General features: G+C 51.8%; 20 protein-coding genes and 1 pseudogene. 16 read left to right on the forward strand and 5 right to left on the reverse strand.

From position 1 onward, the window contains the following. Positions 1-27: 27 nt before the first annotated feature. Together BLS62_RS23590 and BLS62_RS23595 are read left to right on the forward strand one after the other, a co-directional pair. Positions 28-285: a hypothetical protein gene (locus BLS62_RS23590; protein ID WP_093181770.1), complete on the forward strand. Its 258-nt coding sequence runs from the start codon at positions 28-30 to the stop codon at positions 283-285. Between the two features lie 205 nt (positions 286-490). Further along, complete coding sequence (locus tag BLS62_RS23595; RefSeq protein WP_093181767.1) at positions 491-979, forward strand: hypothetical protein; 489 nt, start codon at positions 491-493, stop codon at positions 977-979. Positions 980-1,077: 98 nt separating this feature from the next. On the opposite strand, the gene BLS62_RS23600 is transcribed toward BLS62_RS23595, so the two are convergent. Continuing rightward, positions 1,078-1,632: a hypothetical protein gene (locus tag BLS62_RS23600; RefSeq protein ID WP_143521562.1), complete on the reverse strand. Its 555-nt coding sequence runs from the start codon at positions 1,630-1,632 to the stop codon at positions 1,078-1,080. Between the two features lie 57 nt (positions 1,633-1,689). Here BLS62_RS23600 and BLS62_RS23605 point away from each other — a divergent pair, with 57 nt between their 5' ends. The 7 genes from BLS62_RS23605 to BLS62_RS23635 all read left to right on the forward strand — a co-directional run bounded on the left by BLS62_RS23605 (position 1,690) and on the right by BLS62_RS23635 (position 5,662). Continuing rightward, positions 1,690-2,766, forward strand: coding sequence for a DNA-methyltransferase (locus BLS62_RS23605; protein WP_093181761.1), 1,077 nt, complete (start codon positions 1,690-1,692; stop codon positions 2,764-2,766). Further along, on the forward strand, positions 2,759-3,067 hold the full coding sequence (locus BLS62_RS23610; protein WP_093181758.1) for a helix-turn-helix domain-containing protein: 309 nt from the start codon (positions 2,759-2,761) through the stop codon (positions 3,065-3,067). Before BLS62_RS23605 ends, BLS62_RS23610 begins: the two co-directional genes overlap by 8 nt. Continuing rightward, positions 3,064-3,642: a helix-turn-helix domain-containing protein gene (locus BLS62_RS23615; protein ID WP_093181755.1), complete on the forward strand. Its 579-nt coding sequence runs from the start codon at positions 3,064-3,066 to the stop codon at positions 3,640-3,642. The genes BLS62_RS23610 and BLS62_RS23615 overlap by 4 nt, the downstream gene beginning before the upstream one ends. A 29-nt stretch (positions 3,643-3,671) precedes the next feature. Continuing rightward, complete coding sequence (locus BLS62_RS23620) at positions 3,672-4,130, forward strand: hypothetical protein (RefSeq protein WP_093181752.1); 459 nt, start codon at positions 3,672-3,674, stop codon at positions 4,128-4,130. Beyond that, positions 4,114-4,374, forward strand: a complete 261-nt coding sequence (locus BLS62_RS23625; RefSeq protein ID WP_093181749.1) for a hypothetical protein — start codon at positions 4,114-4,116, stop codon at positions 4,372-4,374. Before BLS62_RS23620 ends, BLS62_RS23625 begins: the two co-directional genes overlap by 17 nt. Next, positions 4,371-4,973 (forward strand): transcription termination/antitermination protein NusG, encoded by a 603-nt coding sequence (locus BLS62_RS23630; RefSeq protein WP_093181746.1) that lies wholly within the window; start codon positions 4,371-4,373, stop codon positions 4,971-4,973. The genes BLS62_RS23625 and BLS62_RS23630 overlap by 4 nt, the downstream gene beginning before the upstream one ends. Positions 4,974-5,464: 491 nt before the next feature. Further along, on the forward strand, positions 5,465-5,662 hold the full coding sequence (locus tag BLS62_RS23635) for a hypothetical protein (protein ID WP_093187026.1): 198 nt from the start codon (positions 5,465-5,467) through the stop codon (positions 5,660-5,662). 715 nt (positions 5,663-6,377) lie between these two features. Here the strand turns inward: BLS62_RS23635 and BLS62_RS23640 are convergent. The 3 genes from BLS62_RS23640 to BLS62_RS23650 all read right to left on the reverse strand — a co-directional run bounded on the left by BLS62_RS23640 (position 6,378) and on the right by BLS62_RS23650 (position 9,636). Then, complete coding sequence (locus BLS62_RS23640; RefSeq protein WP_093187028.1) at positions 6,378-6,830, reverse strand: MarR family winged helix-turn-helix transcriptional regulator; 453 nt, start codon at positions 6,828-6,830, stop codon at positions 6,378-6,380. A gap of 149 nt (positions 6,831-6,979) precedes the next feature. Further along, a complete protein-coding gene (locus BLS62_RS23645; RefSeq protein ID WP_093187031.1) occupies positions 6,980-8,170 on the reverse strand; it encodes a MalY/PatB family protein in 1,191 nt (396 codons plus the stop codon). Then, on the reverse strand, positions 8,167-9,636 hold the full coding sequence (locus tag BLS62_RS23650) for a Na+/H+ antiporter NhaC family protein (protein WP_093187034.1): 1,470 nt from the start codon (positions 9,634-9,636) through the stop codon (positions 8,167-8,169). Before BLS62_RS23650 ends, BLS62_RS23645 begins: the two co-directional genes overlap by 4 nt. Before the next feature lie 513 nt (positions 9,637-10,149). On the opposite strand from BLS62_RS23650, the gene BLS62_RS23655 reads away from it, so the two are divergent. The 5 genes from BLS62_RS23655 (at position 10,150) to BLS62_RS23675 (ending at position 16,927) form a co-directional block, all read left to right on the forward strand. After that, positions 10,150-11,505, forward strand: a complete 1,356-nt coding sequence (locus BLS62_RS23655; protein ID WP_093187037.1) for a CoA transferase — start codon at positions 10,150-10,152, stop codon at positions 11,503-11,505. 511 nt (positions 11,506-12,016) lie between these two features. Continuing rightward, complete coding sequence (locus BLS62_RS23660) at positions 12,017-12,931, forward strand: tyrosine-type recombinase/integrase (RefSeq protein WP_093181120.1); 915 nt, start codon at positions 12,017-12,019, stop codon at positions 12,929-12,931. 6 nt (positions 12,932-12,937) lie between these two features. Continuing rightward, the gene (locus BLS62_RS23665; RefSeq protein ID WP_093181124.1) at positions 12,938-14,146 is read left to right on the forward strand and encodes an IS91 family transposase; all 1,209 of its coding nucleotides are present in this window, start codon (positions 12,938-12,940) and stop codon (positions 14,144-14,146) included. Positions 14,147-14,797: 651 nt separating this feature from the next. Continuing rightward, positions 14,798-15,712: a tyrosine-type recombinase/integrase gene (locus BLS62_RS23670; RefSeq protein ID WP_093181120.1), complete on the forward strand. Its 915-nt coding sequence runs from the start codon at positions 14,798-14,800 to the stop codon at positions 15,710-15,712. Positions 15,713-15,718: 6 nt separating this feature from the next. Beyond that, on the forward strand, positions 15,719-16,927 hold the full coding sequence (locus tag BLS62_RS23675; RefSeq protein WP_093181124.1) for an IS91 family transposase: 1,209 nt from the start codon (positions 15,719-15,721) through the stop codon (positions 16,925-16,927). A 490-nt stretch (positions 16,928-17,417) separates the two neighbouring features. On the opposite strand, the pseudogene BLS62_RS23680 reads toward BLS62_RS23675, so the two are convergent. Further along, positions 17,418-17,546 (reverse strand): annotated as a pseudogene (locus BLS62_RS23680) (IS3 family transposase); the annotation flags it as partial. A gap of 443 nt (positions 17,547-17,989) precedes the next feature. On the opposite strand from BLS62_RS23680, the gene BLS62_RS23685 reads away from it, so the two are divergent. Together BLS62_RS23685 and BLS62_RS23690 are read left to right on the forward strand one after the other, a co-directional pair. Then, positions 17,990-19,525: an L-serine ammonia-lyase, iron-sulfur-dependent, subunit alpha gene (locus tag BLS62_RS23685; RefSeq protein WP_159436564.1), complete on the forward strand. Its 1,536-nt coding sequence runs from the start codon at positions 17,990-17,992 to the stop codon at positions 19,523-19,525. A 25-nt stretch (positions 19,526-19,550) separates the two neighbouring features. Next, positions 19,551-20,600 (forward strand): proline racemase family protein, encoded by a 1,050-nt coding sequence (locus tag BLS62_RS23690; protein ID WP_208991061.1) that lies wholly within the window; start codon positions 19,551-19,553, stop codon positions 20,598-20,600. The last annotated feature ends 4 nt before the right edge of the window (positions 20,601-20,604 follow it).

Genomic DNA, 20,604 nt, shown 5'->3' on the forward strand with positions numbered 1-20,604 from the left:
ATCTCGCAATCTGACTTGCGAGGTACCATGGCGAACGAAGAACACACAAAACTTGGGGCTGAAATGTCTATTCCAAGCCGCTCGCAGGTTTTGGAATATTTTGAGGCGGCGTGCTTCGAACTTGGAATTTCCCGCACCGCGTTGGGGCAGGAGTCTGTTGGGTATTCCAAGCTTCATAAGAACCTCTCAGATGGTTGCGATATTCGGCTTTCTACACTCCGGGGACTGGTTAACTTCGTCAATGCACGTAAAACGCAGGCAAAATGCGTGATGCAAGGCCATTAGCGATTGGTACTCACGGCGTATTCTAAGAGTGCCAACTGATTGGCGGTATTCGGTCTGCTGCTCTGAATGCTTTTTATGTCTCTAAACCACCGCAAACACAATTGATGAACGGCCACGCCCTGCGGATGGAAAATCTGATCATGGCTATGATCTTATCGTTTGCTGGTTGAAGGATCTTTGGGCTGCAAGAGGGGGTTGGGTACACATGAGTAATTCCAGAACTGGCTACGGACGTAAGGTCTGGATCTGCCGCCAAACTAGAGAGCTCATCAAAGCATTTGGTGGGCAGGAATGTACCGCTGCCTATTTGGATCTCGGTTTGACTACCGTCAAAAAATGGCCGGATGTGAATGAAGCAGGCAACATCACCTTGATGAGTTTGGTAAAGCTTGAGGAAGAGCTGGTCTCCATAGGGAGCGATCCGGTGTTCACATTGGAACATCTGCGAGCCCTTGGCTACGTCGCCACCAAACTGGATGCGCCAACCAGCAAGGTCCCTGCAGCATGTGCCTTAGATATGGTGAGGGCGGCATGCGATGCGATAAAAGCCGCCACGGAAGCTGCCGCCGATTGGGAAATCACCCCAGCCGAACACAACCGCATAGTCGGCATGTTCGAAGTCGCTCAACGCGAATACGCCAAGTACCTCTCAGCCTATAAAGCGTCCATCTCGGACGGGGCAGGTGAGGGCTAGGGGATGTCAAGTGAACACCGATCCGTTGCAAAGTTCTTCCTTCTGGCATCTCGTTGGCGGCTGCTAGCTATGCCGAGCGCTGGCGCTTCCGGTACAGATTATTCCGCCACCTTTATGGTCATGCTGATCTCCGGTTTTTCGAATTTTGAACCGGCGAGTTTGGGCAGGTGTTTTAGATATTCTAGTAAACTAGAACCGATGTTAACTCTAAGTGAAAGCAGGGTGACATGGGCTATGAAGGACATGTCGCAAACTTCCTTTATGCAGCGGTATGTCTCTTCTTCATCTTTAGTTTTGATGAGAAAATTCGGGAGATTTTTTCTATTATTTGTAGATATCATAAAGTTCGCCATCTCGTTGTCGCTGAGGCGAACTAGTTGGTTGAATGCTGTAACCGCATCGTTTGCTTTCTTAGTGACGACCTCAATTGCATCGATCTCCTCACTAAGGCTAACTATCTTAGGAATGAGATGTTTTGTGCTCTCATCTGCTTCTGCAAATAAGTCTATAAGCTCTTTTGCTTTTTGTGCAGTTGGTCTTTCCTCGGTTTCCATCTCACTCATGCTGGCTGTTCCTTTCCTGCCAGTGTGCGCAGAGAGCTTTGCTATGTTGGCGCATCCGGCAAGGCTCTCTGCAACTTTTTGCGTTGCCAATTGCATCACGCAATCGGCTGAACGTCGATCTGCGGAATTGGTTGGGAGGGATGTTGCATGACCTCTCCTGAAACCATCCGTATTGGTGATTTGCCCTGTCAAATTCGGTTGGGTGATGTGCTTGAGCGTTTGCGCGAGGTGCCTGGTGACAGCGTTGAGTGCGTCGTGACCTCGCCACCTTACTGGGGCTTGAGGGATTACGGCGTTGAAGGGCAGTTGGGACTTGAGCCAACGCTTAAAGAGCATATCGATAAGATGGTTGAGGTGTTCGAGGAAGTTCGACGCGTACTGAAACCAGAAGGCACCTGCTGGATCAATTACGGCGACTGCTACGCCACCACTCCGGCAGGGCACAAAGCGAATGCTGATGGGCGGATCCGAAGCGGAAAAGATGACCGAACTTTCACGCAAAAACCTTTCTCGACAATTCAAGGCAGCTTGAAGCCGAAAGATCTCTGCATGGTGCCCAATCGACTGGCAATTGCGCTGCAAGATGCGGGCTGGTGGGTGCGCGGTGAGATCATCTGGGCAAAGCCTAATCCGATGCCTGAAAGCATTCGTGACAGGCCTGCAAGTGCTCATGAGAAAATCTGGCTCGTTACTAAATCGGCTCGCTATTTCTACGATGCCGAAGCGGTTCGACAGCCAGTATCTGGCGGAACTAAATCGAGAGGGATAAAGCGGCGCCCTCCGATAGAGGAAGCAGGCCAGGGCCATAAGAATTGGTGTTCTTATATGGGGGATGAAGTTGAGAAGAGGACGCATCGAAATCTTCGTAACTTTGAACCTGCTCCACTTGAAGTTTGGAATGTGGCAACGCGGCCATTTCCCGAGGCTCATTTTGCAACCTTCCCGCCAGAGTTGGCGCAGCGGTGTATTAAGGCGGGTTGCCCAAGAGGCGGCGTTGTCCTCGATCCGTTTGGCGGGGCTGGCACAACTGGCCTTGTCGCGCTGCGTCTTGGCAGACAGGCGATCCTGATTGAACTCAATCCAGACTACGCAGCGATAGCGCAGGAGCGCATCGCGCAAGATTGGATGGGGCCTGATGAACTGAAATCACAACAAGCAGCGACTGATTTGGATGCTGGTCCGCTGTTCTCCCGAACTGAGCCAACGGAGGTTTGTAATGCGTGAAGTCCAGACTCTCACAGACTGGCGGCGTGAGTTTTCGCGATGTCATCTGCCTTCCAGCACTAATCTGGTGTTGCACGCAATCAGTCTGTTTGCGGCGGGCGTTGGCGAAGTTTGCTCGCCTTCGGTTCGTGATCTTGCTGAGCACACCAGCCTGAGCATGCCGATTGTGACCAAGCATCTTAGAAATGCCGAGCGTTGTGGGTGGTTGGGAATTCGCAAGTATGGGCCCTTGGGAGAGAAGCTGAAGCGGAACGAGTACATGCCCAAGCTTCCAGAGATGGAAGTGGAGGGCTGGACATGAGCGAAGACCGAAAGGCCTGGAGTTGGCGGCAAGCCTTCTGCAAGTCTGATCTTCAGGGGCCGACAAGAGCCGTATTGCAAGCTATGAGCATGTTCATGAATGCGGTTGGCGAGAGTTGTTACCCTTCCATAGAGGACTTGGTGGAGTACAGCGGCTACAGCAAGAATGCAGTTTTGAAGCATATCGACATAGCAAAAGAGGCTGGTTGGATTGAGGTCTCACAGCATGGCTTTCGAGGGCAAAGATGGAAGCGCCAAGAGTATGTCGCGCGGTGGCCAGAGCGTGATTTAGTCGCTCCCAGCACATCTGAGCGTATGGTCAAAAATGCTGAGTTTGAGAAAAAAGGCGGTGCACCTCCTGCACCAGCTCCCTCAAAAAAGGTGGTGCACGAGGTGGATGAAGGTGGTGCACGTGGTGGACCTAAGGCGGTGCACGAGGTGGACCAAGATAAGAACAGTCCACTTAACAATCCAATCCAATACCAGTCCAGAGGAGAGAGTGCGCGCGTGAAGTTGAAAATGATAAAAATGACAATAGCGGCACTGTCACTCACGAAACGTGGGTTCGAAGGCTGAAAAGGGCTCATGCGACGTGGCCAACATTTGTGAGCGACAGTTCAGATACGGCTGAGAAAGCTTGGTTTGGATTAAACGGTGGTGATCGGGAAAAGGCTGGGGAATTGGTTGGTGCCTATGTCAAACACGCCAAATCCGAGGGGCGCAAGAAGTTCTGCGCATTTGCGGTTTATCTCTCAGAAAAGCGCTGGGAGAAGCTTCCAGAAGTGGGTGGGAGCAACGGCGGTTCTGTTGAGGTTGCCAAGGCTTACGGCAAGCTCTGGGGTGTTTATCGGTTTGCTGATCTGCTGCAACCAGCCTATGGGAAATTCTCCAAACCAACCCCGTTCATTGAGGGAATTCTGCGTGGCGGCGGCGAAGATGCGCGGCTGGAAAAGCTCCGGCGGTTGGCGCTGTATGGCTGGCCTCGGGTGGTGGATATGCACAATCAGGCCTCCCGCCGAGGTAGCGGCATTACCGTCAAAGGCAAACTTGGCACCACTTGCTGATGAGTTTGCAGCGGTGCGGGTTGGCAACGAGGTCTGGCAAGCCTGGAAGCGGCTTCACGAAGAACGCGGCTGGCCTTGGTTTGGACCTGATCGCGATCTGCCTGATTGGGCGTACATGCCCAAGCCGCTTGCCGGGGAATTCCCATCAACGCTTGAGGCTGTGAGCGCGGCATTGGCGAGCTTTGAGGTCGCACATGCTCGGCTTACGGGTGAGAGAACGACGAAACAGGAGGCGGCTGAATGAAGATGACTGCGCCCAATGCCGGGAATAAAGCTCTCGAGCAGGACTACATGCTGCTACGAGCCCTGATGACTAAATCATCGCTTGAATGGATTGTGGTGCAAACCAATCCAAACTGTGAGGATCGAGCACACGCAAGCATCACTGCCACGGGTGCGATTGCCTACTTGCCGAAGATACCTGCGATACGAAAAGTGAAGCGATCCGGCAAAGTTATTGACGTCAGTGGCCCAATGTTTCCGCGCTATCTGTTTGTTGGTTTAGACTGTAATGAGAGGGGGAGCTGTGATCAGGTGCGGTCCTGCGACGGTGTGGAAAAGATATTGGCATGCTCCCAAGAGCAGGCTCCCCACCGTGTACCTCTCGCTGAGATGCTTCGTATTCTGGAAACCGCCTGTGAAGCTCAGGTCGGTAAAAAGCCCACGACCGGTCAGCTCTTTAGCGTGGGAAGTGATATCCTCCTTGTGGCTGGAGTTGGGGCTACACTCAAGGGTGTAGTGAGCAAGCTTAGAGCGGGAGGACAAACGCTGAAGGTAGAGCTGAAAGCGTTTGGCCGAACCACAACGGCAATTGTGCCAGCTGATAAAGTGGAACTTCGTTAATCGTCAGTATCGATCCGCTTTACCTGACGAAGGCATGGCGTGCGCTGGCCCACGATATGAAGCAGCTTTACAGCTATCGTGTGAGACCAGCGGTGCTGATTTCTCCAAGCGGCAAGACAAGCTGATATCTGACCGCATCATTGAGTGCCGTGATAGCGGGGCAGGGACTGGAACCGGCGAATATCCAGTGCGTGTGCATCGGATGTCATAACCGGAAAACAACCCAAACGCGGGGTACCCGTAGCTGACACTCTGACCTGCTCAGTTACGGGGGGGTGGGTCAAAAGTCCGGGGGGCTCGAGCGTTTTACCGGACCCCAATTCACGGAGAGATTTTTTTTGTCCGCCTTTGAATTTGAGCTGTTAGGCGACCCAATACCTGAGGGTTTTGGAAGGCAAGGGCGACCACCTCACAGGTCGACTGACGAAAAACGTAGATTTATCATTCAGTTACTGAAATTCGAAGAAACCTAAAGTGAAATTCCTTCAGCTTTGAGTATCACTGACCCGACGCTGCGCAAGAATTATTTTCGTCAGCTGAAAATCAAGGATGACGCGCGGGCGCGGGTGGAAGCCAAGTGTCTAGGTAAGCTCAAGAGCCTGGTCGAGGCTGGGGCGATCAGATCGGACGGCTATGGCGGCGGGCGATTGCGCAGCGCGGGTCTAGTGTACCAGCAGTATCGCAAGTAGGTGCAGGCAAGAAGGCAGATCGCAAGCAGCAGGCTGGAGAATATGCGGGCAAGTTTGTCAGCCGTCTTCTTTGGGATTACTCAATTGGGGATGGACACATTTTGAGGTTCTGTCGCAAAATTGCGATTTGATGCCAATACACGGTAATCCTCTGAAGTTGATCGCGTTTGAAAGTAGAGATAGTGTTGCCTCATATTGAGGATTAATTTTATGAAGAAATCTCGTTCAGCGACGCGCAGAATGCATGTGCCGGGCGGTATAACTGGGTCGTTTGGTTGGGGTGGAGCGATCACAATTGCTTTGAAATAATCGACCAAGTTCAGGCACAAACAAACAATTGGCTCTGGACTGACAACAATGAGCGACCCAATATAGCCATCGGCGGTATTACACCCGCCGTTAAACTGAGACTGGCGCGATACTTTTTCCTGTCAAATTTATGAAGACGAACAAGCTTTCCAATTACATCCAATGACCTACCCGTGCAACAACGTTATCTACATGCAGGACCTTGTCACAAGCCCCGCAACATAGCGCGTTTGTCACCCATTCTCTGGCGGCATATCAACTTCCTGGACAGGTACGAAATCGCCTTGCTTGAAAATGTCGCAGAGGGCAGACCGACACTCTCTCAGAGATCCCACTTCCGAATAGATGTTTTGAAAAGATAAATTAGTCCCTATGATGGGATACCGTTCCGTTTCGCTCTACGCCACTAAAGGGAAGTATCGCGTCTGTAACGATGATAATCATTCAGAAATTGCATAATAGTTGCCATTTCCGTCTTTGAGAAATGCCCGATGTAGTCATCCATTTTATCGCAGTACATTTTGTCTACCGCTTTGTGGGCCTTGTTGATGTCGTGGCCCTTGGTGGTGACATAAATATCGAAGAAGCGCATATCCTCCGAGTTTTTGTGAACATCGATTAAACCGCTTTGCTCCAACCGCTTCATGGTGTGAGAAATAGCGCTTTTTGACTTGTAGAAAACCTCTGCAAGCTTGGTAACGGTAATTTTTGGGTGGTCACAAATGTATTCTAGAAGGTGGACTTCCTGAGACGTATATTTATCGTCTGTCTCATCGTAGGAGCGCGTCTTACGATCATAAACCAGTTCAATCGCCTGCATTTCTGCAAACATTCGCATGATGTCTTCATAATTATGCATCGTAAAATTCTCGAACTGTTTCGGTTTGATGACCTATGTACTAATAGGTTTGCAATATTTTCTAAATTGGCACGTTCCCCTATAAGCAACGAAAAAACCCGCGGCAACCATTAGGTTTGCCGCAGGCCAGTTTCGTTTGGTTTTCAGCGTTATCCAAGTGTGGAAACTGCTTTTTGGATAGATGCCATGCATCTGACAACAAAGGAGTTTGGACAGGCGAGGTTAAACCTCTGGAACCCGGTGCCTTCTGCGCCAAAAATAAACCCATCATCCAATGTCAGGTTTGCTTCCTTGATCATCAGAAGGCGAAGCGCGTCCTCGGTTAATCCGTATCCACGGAAATCCAACCAGGCCAGATAAGTGCCTTCACGCTCAACCATCTTCACTTTAGGCAGGTGCTCTTTTACGAACGCCTCCATGTAATTGAAGTTGTTGTCGATGTAAGCGTTGACCTCATCCAGCCACTCTTCTCCATCATTGTACGCTGCTTGCGTTGCTGCCATGGCAAAGGAATTTGGACCTTCAATGCCAAGCTGCATGTGAGTGAATTGCTTCCACTCCGTGCGCAGTGCTTCATCATGAATTATGATGTTGGAGATTTGTAAGCCTGCAAGGTTGAAGGACTTACTTGGCGCTGTACAGGTGATGATCTTATCTTTGTAAGACGGGTCAATCATCTCCAGAGGAGTGTGAACAATGCCCTTCTTCACCAGATCAAAGTGGATTTCATCAGAAATGATCCAGACATCGTTCTCTTTACAAAGAGCGATAACGCGGCTCAATTCTTCTTTGGTCCAAACCCGGCCCGTTGGGTTCTGTGGGCTGCAGAACATCAGGATCTTGTTGTTCGGGTCTTTGAGTTGCTGCTCCAGATCGACAAAGTCCATCTCGTAACTGCCATCAACATAAAGCAGACTGTTGTTGACCAGTTTACGCTTGTTCTCCTCGATAATACGGGTGAACGGGTAGTAAACCGGCCGTTGGATGATCACTCCTTCCCCTTCATTACAAAGAATGTTCACAAGGAAGTTGAGTGCTGGGATAATACCGGGAGAGTAGGCAAGCTTTTCTTGCTCAACATCCCAGTCAAAACGTCTTTTGAACCATCCAACGACACTCTCGCTATAGGCTTCGCTCGTTGCGTAATTGTAGCCGAAAATCTCCTTGTCAGCCCGATCCTTGATCGCCGTCACGATTGCCGGTGCGCAGGCAAAATCCATATCCGCAACCCACATGGAAAGTGTGTCTGGTTTTGCATCTGGAAAATTGCGCTCAATGTATTCCCATTTGATGGAGTCGGTGCCAGTACGGTCAACTATTCTATCGAGGTCATATGTCATTCTGCAGGCTCATTGCTAAGTGCTTCTTGTCCCAAGCTTTCAGCGGCTGCATCAAACTCATCATCGGTTTTTGGGCCAATATTCAGGTAACCAAAAACAACGGTGACGATGGCACAACCCCAGCATAGGAACGCGAATGGGATGTAGGAAAGAACTGAGGTTCCGGTGACGCCTGCCATGTAGATACCGGTGCTGCCCCAAGGGATCAGCGGGATGAAGATGGCGGAAGCGGATAGTGTGGAAACGGAGAGAGACACGCGCGGCAGGTTGAACTGCTTATATTTGTCTCTGAACAGTTCGGTTGGAACAATAACCGCGATGTATGATTCTGTGGTGGTGATCGCGGTTGTCAAAGTGGCCAGCACGGATGCTAGGACCAGAGAACCTTTTTTCTTAACGCCGCCGAACAGTGTTTCAACGATCACGTCGAGACAACCAACGGCAGTAAATGCGCCAATGAAGGTCATTGCAGCAAACATCAGCACGAACATCCAGCCCATGGAGTCCAAGCCGCCGCGATTAACCAGGCTTTTTACCTGTGGCGCGATTGCAGCAATGTCAGCACCTGGGATCATGTCCAGTTTGAAGCCATTGTAGCCAGCGTTGAAGCCATCAATCAGGTTGAAGCCGTTGAAGAAGTAGCCAAACAGAATTGCCAGAAAACCAGCGGCAAACATGGACGGAACAACTGGAAGGCGTTTCAGACTGCACCCAAGCAACAGCAGAAGCGGCAGGATGACAACTGGATTGGTGTTGAACAGACTCTCAATCTGAGTTGAGAACATCTGCGCTGTATCAGCTGTTGCAGTGCCTGTGCTGTACGACATGCCAAGGAAAATATAGGCAACGGTGGCGATCGCAGCTGTTGGGAACACGACAATAGCGGTGCCCTTCAGTGTGGAATAAACGCTGACACGGTTCACTGAGGATGCCAGATTACACATGTCGGACATGGGTGAGAAGATCTGCCCAAACATGGAACCGGAAACAACAGCGCCGGCCATAAGCGGCAAATGAACATCTAGAACCTGCCCCATGCCGATCATCACCACGCCAACCGTGCCCGCTGTGCCCCAGGAGGTGCCGATTGCGATGGCGGTGAGAGAACATGCAACAAAAGCGAATGCAACGATGTAGCTTGGGTCAACAACTTTCAGCAGGTAGTAAATTGTAACAGGAATGGTGCCCGAGAACATCCATGTTGCAATTACAAAGCCGATGCCCAAAACGATAATCAGAACGTCAATTATGTCCTTGATCTTATCGTTGATGCCGTCTTCAATATCTTTCCATGAATATCCGCAACGAAGGCCGATCAGTAACGTGTAAGCGGCAGATATGATCATCGCGATACCTATGGACATACCGTACCCGATAACGCCGCCAAGGATGGCAATGAGCAGCACTGCCAGACACGAGAATGCTTCCAGCACGCTCGGTTTTCTTGGGTTTCTTAAAGTGGTCATTTGGACTCTCCCTGTGCCCTATAGTAGTTTGATGCCTAAATTACCGATCCAAAAAGTGCGTATGGATACCCATTATTTTCCCGATTTTAATGAGAAGTAGTTTAGGCCTTTAACTATATGTAGTTTGATATTTTTCACAATATGCACTGCTACGTATCAAGCTTTTCGAGCTCAAAACGAAATTTTCTAAGGTTTTTGGGTAAGTGTCCGCTCAAGTTGCGGTTCCATCAAAAGTTGAACTCGTTCGTTTGGAGCCTTTTGCTGTCGCTCTTACAAGTGCTCTGTGTGAGCTTAACCCGCCGAGACCGTTGAAAACGGGTTTAGGTTTTCGGATGGATCGTCGGTTTTTAGGCCAGATTTTGACTTCCTCTGTAAGGCAGGTTGTCGTTTTTACTTTTGATGCTTTGAGAAAAGCGTTCTTGCGTCACGGCGTAAACAGATGACAACATCTCCCAAACAGAATGCACTCCATTCGGAAGGCGACCAATACTATCCTGAAAGGAGCTATCTAGTGTGACCGAAATCTTTTGGAATGAGTTAAGTCTGGCAGTGTTTGGTGCAAATACGGCCCCTCCTGTGATCCAATATACCGGACGGTTGCCTGGCCCTTTGCCGGTTACGGAGTTGCTGGCCGAAAGCGTCGGACTCGCCGGTGTTGCTTTAGCGTGCTTGCGCGGGCAATCATCGGAGGACGTCTTTGTGGATGGTCGCCTCACCGCGTTCTGGGGGCTGACATCCTGCGAACCAATCGATTGGACCCCGCAAGAACCTTGGGACCCGCTATCTTCCATCTTTAAAGGCAGAGACGGCTGGATTCGCCTCCATACCAACGCGCCCCACCACAAAGCAGTCGCCACGAGTCTCCTTGGCAATACTGTCACGCAAGAGGACGCAGCGGCGGAGATTGCCAATCGATCAGTTGTGCAGCTTGAAACCGATTTTATCGCAGCGGGTGGAGCCGCAGCGCGCCTGATCACATGGAATGACTGGCAAGCACACCCACAGGGGCGCGTCATCTCGCAAAGCCCTTTGGTGGAATGGTCTCAAGCTAAACCAGCGCGAGCGCCTACGAAATTGCAAGAGGCGGATTACAGTTCGGAGCGACCATTGTCTGGACTGAAGGTCCTTGATCTGACACGGGTCCTTGCAGGCCCTGTGGCCACACGCACTTTGGCTGGGTATGGTGCACAAGTTCTTCGTATTGATCCTGCCGACTGGGATGATCCGGGCCTTTTGCATGACACTACCATCGGCAAGCACTGTGCCGAGTTGGATCTGACGAGTTCTTCAGATCGGGCACTCTTTGTGGACTTGCTGCGTCAGGCAGACGTACTTGTGCACGGCTACCGTCCCGGCGCTTTGGAAGGGCTTGGCTTTGATGCCGCCAGTCTCGATCAGATTAACCCGGCGCACATCTGCATTAGCCTCAGCGCGTATGGCCGACAGGGCCCGTGGTCAGAACGTCGTGGCTTTGACAGTCTTGTTCAATTCAGCACAGGGATTGCGGACTTGTGCAGTGATGGCCATGGCCTACCGGGAAAACTGCCCGTACAAGCTCTGGACCATGCAGCAGGGTATGTAATAGCCGCTTGCGTTTTCGAAGCGCTCCGCGTCGCAAAATCCGGTCGAATTATATCAGCTCAAACATCGCTTGCGCGGATTGCATGGATGCTAAGTAGGACTGATCAAACCGATGGTGATGATGACCCTATTCCCCCCAAGGTCAAAGGCGATTTTGCGTCATCGATTGAAACGAGCGACTGGGGTAACCTGAAACGGTTGCGGCCACCTTTGACCGTTCGAGATGCACCGATGATCTGGGATACCCCCTCTGGTGAGCTGCGGCGCCATCCCGCATCATGGGATTAGAATGTGGCAGAGACGCGATTACAGACCTCAAAAATGTTGCCGTCGGCGGATGGAATCTTAGGGTATTCCAAACCTCAAACAACATGGTAATGCCCGCGTGAGACAAAACAATCAGCAGTAGCAAACCCGTTTTAGCTGGCGGCACCTGATAACGGAGCAAATGGCAGGTGTGGTCACTCAGCAACATGCCTGTAATCAGGACCGAAAGATGCAACAGTGCCCTTGGAACAACGGGCCAACGCACTAAATCGCTTTGCGATACTGGCGCTGTTTGTGAGCATTTCACTGGATATGAATTTATTGCACGGGGTTAGCATCGGGTGTGTGCTGTTGGTGCAGCAATTCTCATAATGAATATTGTCATCGCCGAAAGTGCCTTTGACACAATCGATAGAGCTCGTTCTCCTAGAATATGCAACGAATTGAGACCTTTTCGTTTCTCGGATTTCCATCCTTAGAACTGCTGCTGTTGGTCGAGGTGATCTTGCCTCAATTAACACAGAGGTTTTCCATGCCCCTCCAGAAACCAACGACCACGACCCCACTTCGCGCCCGTATGATTGCGGATATGAGTGCGCGCAATCTTGGCCCAGCATCCAAGACCAGTCACTTGCGCGCCTGCAAGCGCTTTGCGGCCTGGCTCGCCCGATCTCCGCAGACGGCAACTGCAGATGATGTGAGGCGGTTCCAACAGCACCTGATCGAGAGCGGCGTGAGCATCTGCACCCGCAATCAGACCATGTCAGGCGTCAAGTTTTTGTTCAAGGTGAGTTTGCGGCGACATGATCTGGTGGCAGAGATCTTCCACCTCAAAGAACCGGACCGGGTGCCGCTGGTGCTCAGCCAAAAGGAGGTCAAGCGCATTCTGGACCTGGCACCCAGTTTGAAAGCGCGTGTCATGTTATCCTTGGCCTATGGCTGCGGACTGCGCGCGGGCGAGATTGTTCGCTTGAGCGCTGGTGATATCGACAGCGCCCAGAACATCATCCGCATTGTCCAGGCGAAGGGACACAAGGATCGCAATGTTATGCTGCCTTCGGATATTTTAGGGTTGCTGCGTGAGTGGTGGAGGGAACGCCCAACCGGTCAGGATAACAATGTGCCTGTCCCTGAGCGTATTCTTTTCCCCGGCTATCGCGGCAAACCTCTCTCAACACGGCATTTATCGCGGCTGTTCCATGAGACAGCCAGACAAGCCGATATCACCAAACACGTGACGCTGCATACGTTGCGCCATTCCTTTGCAACCCATCTTCTGGAGCGCGGCGTCGACATCCGGGTGATCCAGGTGCTGCTTGGCCATGCTAAACTCACGACAACGGCGCGGTATGTACGGGTTGCCACGGGCATGATTGCGGCGGTGGCCAGCCCGCTGGATGACCTGAGCCGGTCCAGTCGGAAGAAAGGCCAGGCCAGGTCTTCGTAGAATACCATGCCCCGTCCATCTGTGGAGGTTGCGGATATCCTCCGTGATCACGGGGCTGCCTGGCGTGCGGCGAACGCGGGTCATGTCAGTCTGAGCCAATTGAAAGTGATGAGCGCGATTGAGTGCTGCCGTACAGCAGCGCTCGGCGGACATGTTGCCCATTGCACCGACTGCGGGCATGAGCACATCGCCTACAATTCGTGCCGCAACCGTCACTGTCCCAAATGTCAGTCCGGCGCCGCAAAAACATGGCTGGCTGCGCGGGAAGCTGAGCTGCTGCCTGTGCGATATTTCCACCTTGTCTTTACATTGCCAAAACCGATCACTGATCTTGCCTATCAGAACAAACGCAAGATCTACAATCTTTTGATGCGGGCCAGCGCGGACACGGTGATCAAAATAGCCGCCGATCCCAAGCACCTTGGCGCGCGGGTCGGGATCACCTCGGTGCTCCATACCTGGGGCTCGGCAATGACGCACCATCCTCACGTGCATATGATCGTTCCGGGAGGAGGGCTTTCGGCGGATGGAGAAAAGTGGATCGCCTGCCGCAAAAACTTCTTCCTGTCTGTCCGGGTTTTATCCCGTTTGTACCGGCGTCTTATTCTGCAAGGGCTGGTCAGGCTGCACAAAGCTGGAAAACTGCAATTCTTCGGTGATTATGCTGACCTCATCAAGCCGGACGCCTTCGAGGCCTTCCTCAAGCCGCTGCGCAAAATAGACTGGGTCGTCTACGCCAAGCAACCCTTTGCCGGACCAAAAGCTGTTCTGGCATATCTGTCGCGCTACACTCATAGGGTTGCGATTTCAAATAGCCGCTTGATCAGGGCCGATGAGCGCGGTGTCACGTTCCGCGTCAAGGATTACCGCGTGACTGGTCCCAGACGGCATAAGACCATGCTCCTGAAAACCGACGAGTTCATCCGCCGGTTCATGATCCATGTTCTGCCAAAAGGCCAACACCGCATCCGCCACTACGGCTTCTTTGGTAATGGAACCCGCGCCGCCAATATTGCCAGGATCAGGGTATTACTCAGGGCCAAAGCGCCAGATAACGCTCAAAGCGATCAGGAGACTGCTGGCAGTGCCGCCCAAGCCCCCCGCACGCTCGCATTCCCTTGTCCGGGCTGCGGCGGCCAGTTGATCATCAAGGACACTTTTGCCCCACAACACCAGCCCAGAGCGCCACCAACCACGTCGAGGGCCGCCCTATGACATCGCGAGCATCTTCATGGGGACCACTGTTCAGTCCTGCCTCAGCCTCACGCTACACTGGCATGCGGCCCAGCACACTTGTGCCAACCTATCGCATTGTGACGCAAAAACTGCCCGAACCTATGGGAAGCAATACATATCGCCGCCAACCTCGCAAATCACAGACCCAACCCGCGCATACAAACCCTGCAAACGCATTCCTCCGACCTGATCCAAAGCAACAGACGCATTCAAATACCCATAGACCCGACTGACTTGCCCAAAACAACCCCGCGATTTCCCGCTTTGGCGCTTCTCCGACGCCAGGCAGCGCCTCGCCTTGATTCAAAACGCACCCCGTGGCGTCCGAGAAACCTAAACATACGAGAAACCTAAACATAGCACTAAATCGCTTTGCGATACTGGCGCTGTTTGTGAGCATTTCACTGGATATGAATTTATTGCACGGGGTTAGCATCGGGTGTGTGCTGTTGGTGCAGCAATTCTCATAATGAATATTGTCATCGCCGAAAGTGCCTTTGACACAATCGATAGAGCTCGTTCTCCTAGAATATGCAACGAATTGAGACCTTTTCGTTTCTCGGATTTCCATCCTTAGAACTGCTGCTGTTGGTCGAGGTGATCTTGCCTCAATTAACACAGAGGTTTTCCATGCCCCTCCAGAAACCAACGACCACGACCCCACTTCGCGCCCGTATGATTGCGGATATGAGTGCGCGCAATCTTGGCCCAGCATCCAAGACCAGTCACTTGCGCGCCTGCAAGCGCTTTGCGGCCTGGCTCGCCCGATCTCCGCAGACGGCAACTGCAGATGATGTGAGGCGGTTCCAACAGCACCTGATCGAGAGCGGCGTGAGCATCTGCACCCGCAATCAGACCATGTCAGGCGTCAAGTTTTTGTTCAAGGTGAGTTTGCGGCGACATGATCTGGTGGCAGAGATCTTCCACCTCAAAGAACCGGACCGGGTGCCGCTGGTGCTCAGCCAAAAGGAGGTCAAGCGCATTCTGGACCTGGCACCCAGTTTGAAAGCGCGTGTCATGTTATCCTTGGCCTATGGCTGCGGACTGCGCGCGGGCGAGATTGTTCGCTTGAGCGCTGGTGATATCGACAGCGCCCAGAACATCATCCGCATTGTCCAGGCGAAGGGACACAAGGATCGCAATGTTATGCTGCCTTCGGATATTTTAGGGTTGCTGCGTGAGTGGTGGAGGGAACGCCCAACCGGTCAGGATAACAATGTGCCTGTCCCTGAGCGTATTCTTTTCCCCGGCTATCGCGGCAAACCTCTCTCAACACGGCATTTATCGCGGCTGTTCCATGAGACAGCCAGACAAGCCGATATCACCAAACACGTGACGCTGCATACGTTGCGCCATTCCTTTGCAACCCATCTTCTGGAGCGCGGCGTCGACATCCGGGTGATCCAGGTGCTGCTTGGCCATGCTAAACTCACGACAACGGCGCGGTATGTACGGGTTGCCACGGGCATGATTGCGGCGGTGGCCAGCCCGCTGGATGACCTGAGCCGGTCCAGTCGGAAGAAAGGCCAGGCCAGGTCTTCGTAGAATACCATGCCCCGTCCATCTGTGGAGGTTGCGGATATCCTCCGTGATCACGGGGCTGCCTGGCGTGCGGCGAACGCGGGTCATGTCAGTCTGAGCCAATTGAAAGTGATGAGCGCGATTGAGTGCTGCCGTACAGCAGCGCTCGGCGGACATGTTGCCCATTGCACCGACTGCGGGCATGAGCACATCGCCTACAATTCGTGCCGCAACCGTCACTGTCCCAAATGTCAGTCCGGCGCCGCAAAAACATGGCTGGCTGCGCGGGAAGCTGAGCTGCTGCCTGTGCGATATTTCCACCTTGTCTTTACATTGCCAAAACCGATCACTGATCTTGCCTATCAGAACAAACGCAAGATCTACAATCTTTTGATGCGGGCCAGCGCGGACACGGTGATCAAAATAGCCGCCGATCCCAAGCACCTTGGCGCGCGGGTCGGGATCACCTCGGTGCTCCATACCTGGGGCTCGGCAATGACGCACCATCCTCACGTGCATATGATCGTTCCGGGAGGAGGGCTTTCGGCGGATGGAGAAAAGTGGATCGCCTGCCGCAAAAACTTCTTCCTGTCTGTCCGGGTTTTATCCCGTTTGTACCGGCGTCTTATTCTGCAAGGGCTGGTCAGGCTGCACAAAGCTGGAAAACTGCAATTCTTCGGTGATTATGCTGACCTCATCAAGCCGGACGCCTTCGAGGCCTTCCTCAAGCCGCTGCGCAAAATAGACTGGGTCGTCTACGCCAAGCAACCCTTTGCCGGACCAAAAGCTGTTCTGGCATATCTGTCGCGCTACACTCATAGGGTTGCGATTTCAAATAGCCGCTTGATCAGGGCCGATGAGCGCGGTGTCACGTTCCGCGTCAAGGATTACCGCGTGACTGGTCCCAGACGGCATAAGACCATGCTCCTGAAAACCGACGAGTTCATCCGCCGGTTCATGATCCATGTTCTGCCAAAAGGCCAACACCGCATCCGCCACTACGGCTTCTTTGGTAATGGAACCCGCGCCGCCAATATTGCCAGGATCAGGGTATTACTCAGGGCCAAAGCGCCAGATAACGCTCAAAGCGATCAGGAGACTGCTGGCAGTGCCGCCCAAGCCCCCCGCACGCTCGCATTCCCTTGTCCGGGCTGCGGCGGCCAGTTGATCATCAAGGACACTTTTGCCCCACAACACCAGCCCAGAGCGCCACCAACCACGTCGAGGGCCGCCCTATGACATCGCGAGCATCTTCATGGGGACCACTGTTCAGTCCTGCCTCAGCCTCACGCTACACTGGCATGCGGCCCAGCACACTTGTGCCAACCTATCGCATTGTGACGCAAAAACTGCCCGAACCTATGGGAAGCAATACATATCGCCGCCAACCTCGCAAATCACAGACCCAACCCGCGCATACAAACCCTGCAAACGCATTCCTCCGACCTGATCCAAAGCAACAGACGCATTCAAATACCCATAGACCCGACTGACTTGCCCAAAACAACCCCGCGATTTCCCGCTTTGGCGCTTCTCCGACGCCAGGCAGCGCCTCGCCTTGATTCAAAACGCACCCCGTGGCGTCCGAGAAACCTAAACATACGAGAAACCTAAACATAACCGGACCTTCGGGCGTTTCCATCATGAGTTGAGACACGCTCACCCGAAGGCTTCTACAGTGGCTCTTATGGGCGATCTGGAATTACCCATGCTGATCATGAAAGTCCTTGATCCAGCGATTCAAGGTAGCACACCCCACACCCAAGTCAGCGGCAATCTCCGGCACTGACCGACCACTCACTTCGACCAGTCGCACCACCTCATGCTTAAACTCTCCCGTATTATGTGTTCGCAACATGAAGTCCTCCTGTTGTCAATATAACAGAAGTCCCTCCATTTTTCTCGGACCATTCCAATCCCATATTCGATTCAACCGATCTGTCCAGAAGGCTTCCACGACAAACAAGCCACTGAGTTGCTCAGAATTTGCACATGGGTTAGACGTCCTATCGTTTCTGTATGATGTCCGTTTTGTTCTATTATCGAAAATCAAGTATATCTATAAATTAATGCAACAAATACGAATCTCATATGACCATATTGAAGGGTGATTATGAGAATTAGTTTAAAGAACACATAATCAACTGACTTCAGGCAAGTATAGGGCAGGTGGATCGATACATTTGCGTTCCTGCTGTATCTTCCTGTTTTGTCTGTTCAGTTCTGAATGGAGATCCCAATAGCGGGATTCGTAGGTTAACTATGAGCTACAGCTTGCTTAACTCAGTGTTAGGTCCAGTTATGCGAGGACCATCGAGTTCTCATACAGCAGGACCATTTTTTATCGCAGATAGTATTCGGCAGCTCAGTCTTACTGACGGTGAGCGAATACTATCTGCACGTATCAACTTCGATCCTTCTGGATCCTATGCGCGTGTTTATAAAAATCAGGGTTCCGACCAAGGTATTGCGGCAGGACTGCTGGGTCGAGCAATGACACATCCAGCTTACGCTCATGCTCAGGATGATATTAGGAAGGATAGGCTGTTCGATCTCAGCTTTAATATCAAGCCTTTGCAAGCGGCAAGCCATCCCAATGATGCTGAGTTTGAACTGCAGATAAAGCAGCAAGATGACTCAGTCAGACATGAGAACTGGCGTTCTGTCTCAATTGGCGGCGGCATGTTCCAGCTTACATCCCTTAATGGAGCCGACTTACAGATCAGTGGTGCATTCTACACCACGCTGGTCGAGGTCAACAGTCAGCGGGTAGTTGAGCTAACACTTGCCCATATCAGACAAAATGATCTTCTTGCTGATTTTGGAGTTTGCTCGATTTTTTGCTCGAGTAACACTATCGAAGTTCAAGCTCAGAAGCCTCTTAGTCTTGATGTCACCGCGAACCTACAGCGATTAGATGATGTTGTTCGCGTAAGACAATGCAAACCAGCACAATACATCATCAAAGATGCAGCGCCGTTGTTTGAGAGCTGCAGCGATATTCTGAATGCAGCAAATCAGGCGCCTCTCTATGAGCTTGCAGAGCAATATGAGGCCAAGCAACTTGGTTTGACAAAAGCAGAAGTGCGCGAGCTTTTTCTGCGAAGATTGGAAACGATGTTCGCTTCCATAGATGAAGCGTTAGAGCAAAACATAAAGGGAATGAAGTTCCTTTCTCCCAAAGCGTCTCAGTTGATGGCATCTACCCACGCTTCTGCTATCGCAAGCCCAGTCTTGAACTGCGCTATTGCTGCGGCATTAGCTGCAATGGAGTCCGGTACTAGTCGAGGCATTGTAGTGGCAGCGCCAACTGCCGGTTCTGCTGGAATAGTCCCGGGTATTGCGTACGCTCTTCTGAAAAATGGTTTCACAAAAGATGACTGCGTCAATCTTTTGGAAGTAGCTGCTTTGGCGGGTGCAATTGTCGCACAGCAAGCCACATTCGCTGCAGAAGTTGCAGGCTGTAATGCAGAAACGGGCGTTTCGGCTGCGATGGCAGCAGTAGGTCTCGCCCATGTGATGGGCGCGACACCTCAACAGGCTTTTGATGCTGCATCGATTTGCATGATGAACACCATGGGCTTGGTGTGTGATCCCGTTAATGGTGAAGTGGAAATACCATGTCATGCCAGAAACATTGGTGGGGTTTCTCATGCCATCAGTTCGGTCACTGCTGTCCTTGGGGGCTTTGAAGCTGTCCTGCCGATGGATGAGCTCATTGGCTCTATGATGCAAGTGGCCAGCAAAACACATCCAGACATGCTCTGCACTGCCAGAGGTGGATGCGCAGTAACTGCAACTGCGCGGGAACTCCTGAAACAAAAAGCAAACAACTAACTCTTCGATAACTGGAGAAAATCCAATGCATTGGAATAGAAGTATTACCATGCTCGGCGTACATGCTGAGGGTGAGGTCGGTCGTGTCATTACGGGGGGAGTAATCAATATCCCGGGTGACACTATGTTGGACAAAATGCAGCACATCAACACTGTTGATGACAGCATTCGCCGCTTCGCGTTGCAGGAGCCTCGTGGCAGCGCACAGATGTCAGTAAACCTGCTTCTTCCACCCGTAAATCCGAAAGCCGATGTAGGCTTTATTGTCATGCAACCGGATGCTGCTCATGCCTTGTCAGGCTCGAACACAATGTGTGTGACTACCGCTGTTTTTGAAACTGGCATGCTGCCTATGAAGGATGGTGAAAACACACTAACAATTGATACGCCGGCAGGACTTATTCCAGTTGTTGCTCATTGCAAAGACCATAAAGTCGAAAAGGTTACAATCGACATCTGCCCAAGCTTCGTAGAGCACCTTGATCATCCGGTTCAGGTTGATGGTTTTGATGAAATCAAGGTCGATGTCGCTTTTGGTGGTTGCTATTTTGCTATGGTGGATGCTGAAAGCTTAGGTTTTGAGATCTCACCTGAGAATGCGCGGCTAATGGTCGATACTGCGCATACGATCAAGAAAGCCATTGATGACCAAGTGAGAGTGCAACATCCGGAAATTGAGCAGTTCAACCATATTGAATATGTCATGTTTACTGGGGTCCATCCGACAGAAACCGCTGTCTATAAGAATGGCACAATTATCTTCCCTGGTCGCGTCGATAGATCTCCTTGTGGTACCGGATCTTCAAGCCGAATGGCCTGTTTGCACGCGCGTGGTGCGTTAAAAATCGGTGATAAGGTTTTCATGGAATCGACAATTGGTGGTCGTTTCGAAGCGGAAATAGCTTCGACCTGTAAGGTTGGTGATAGGGATGCGATCATTCCACGATTGACCGGGCGCTGTTGGATTTATTCAATCGAGCATCATGGTGTCCACCCGACGGACCCTTTCCCTCTTGGCTACACGATGTCTGACACTTGGGGCCCAGATGTCAAAGCCCTGACACCACACAACTAAACTA

This window comes from Pseudovibrio sp. Tun.PSC04-5.I4 (assembly GCF_900104145.1).
In the GTDB taxonomy this organism is placed as follows: domain Bacteria; phylum Pseudomonadota; class Alphaproteobacteria; order Rhizobiales; family Stappiaceae; genus Pseudovibrio.

Coding starts and splice junctions, on each gene's coding strand:
- BLS62_RS23590 (WP_093181770.1), top strand. CDS start 28: ATGGCGAACGAAGAACACACAAAACTTGGGGCTGAAATGTCTATTCCA.
- BLS62_RS23595 (WP_093181767.1), top strand. CDS start 491: ATGAGTAATTCCAGAACTGGCTACGGACGTAAGGTCTGGATCTGCCGC.
- BLS62_RS23605 (WP_093181761.1), top strand. CDS start 1,690: ATGACCTCTCCTGAAACCATCCGTATTGGTGATTTGCCCTGTCAAATT.
- BLS62_RS23610 (WP_093181758.1), top strand. CDS start 2,759: ATGCGTGAAGTCCAGACTCTCACAGACTGGCGGCGTGAGTTTTCGCGA.
- BLS62_RS23615 (WP_093181755.1), top strand. CDS start 3,064: ATGAGCGAAGACCGAAAGGCCTGGAGTTGGCGGCAAGCCTTCTGCAAG.
- BLS62_RS23630 (WP_093181746.1), top strand. CDS start 4,371: ATGAAGATGACTGCGCCCAATGCCGGGAATAAAGCTCTCGAGCAGGAC.
- BLS62_RS23640 (WP_093187028.1), bottom strand. CDS start 6,830: ATGCATAATTATGAAGACATCATGCGAATGTTTGCAGAAATGCAGGCG.
- BLS62_RS23645 (WP_093187031.1), bottom strand. CDS start 8,170: ATGACATATGACCTCGATAGAATAGTTGACCGTACTGGCACCGACTCC.
- BLS62_RS23650 (WP_093187034.1), bottom strand. CDS start 9,636: ATGACCACTTTAAGAAACCCAAGAAAACCGAGCGTGCTGGAAGCATTC.
- BLS62_RS23660 (WP_093181120.1), top strand. CDS start 12,017: ATGCCCCTCCAGAAACCAACGACCACGACCCCACTTCGCGCCCGTATG.
- BLS62_RS23665 (WP_093181124.1), top strand. CDS start 12,938: ATGCCCCGTCCATCTGTGGAGGTTGCGGATATCCTCCGTGATCACGGG.
- BLS62_RS23670 (WP_093181120.1), top strand. CDS start 14,798: ATGCCCCTCCAGAAACCAACGACCACGACCCCACTTCGCGCCCGTATG.
- BLS62_RS23675 (WP_093181124.1), top strand. CDS start 15,719: ATGCCCCGTCCATCTGTGGAGGTTGCGGATATCCTCCGTGATCACGGG.
- BLS62_RS23685 (WP_159436564.1), top strand. CDS start 17,990: ATGCGAGGACCATCGAGTTCTCATACAGCAGGACCATTTTTTATCGCA.
- BLS62_RS23690 (WP_208991061.1), top strand. CDS start 19,551: ATGCATTGGAATAGAAGTATTACCATGCTCGGCGTACATGCTGAGGGT.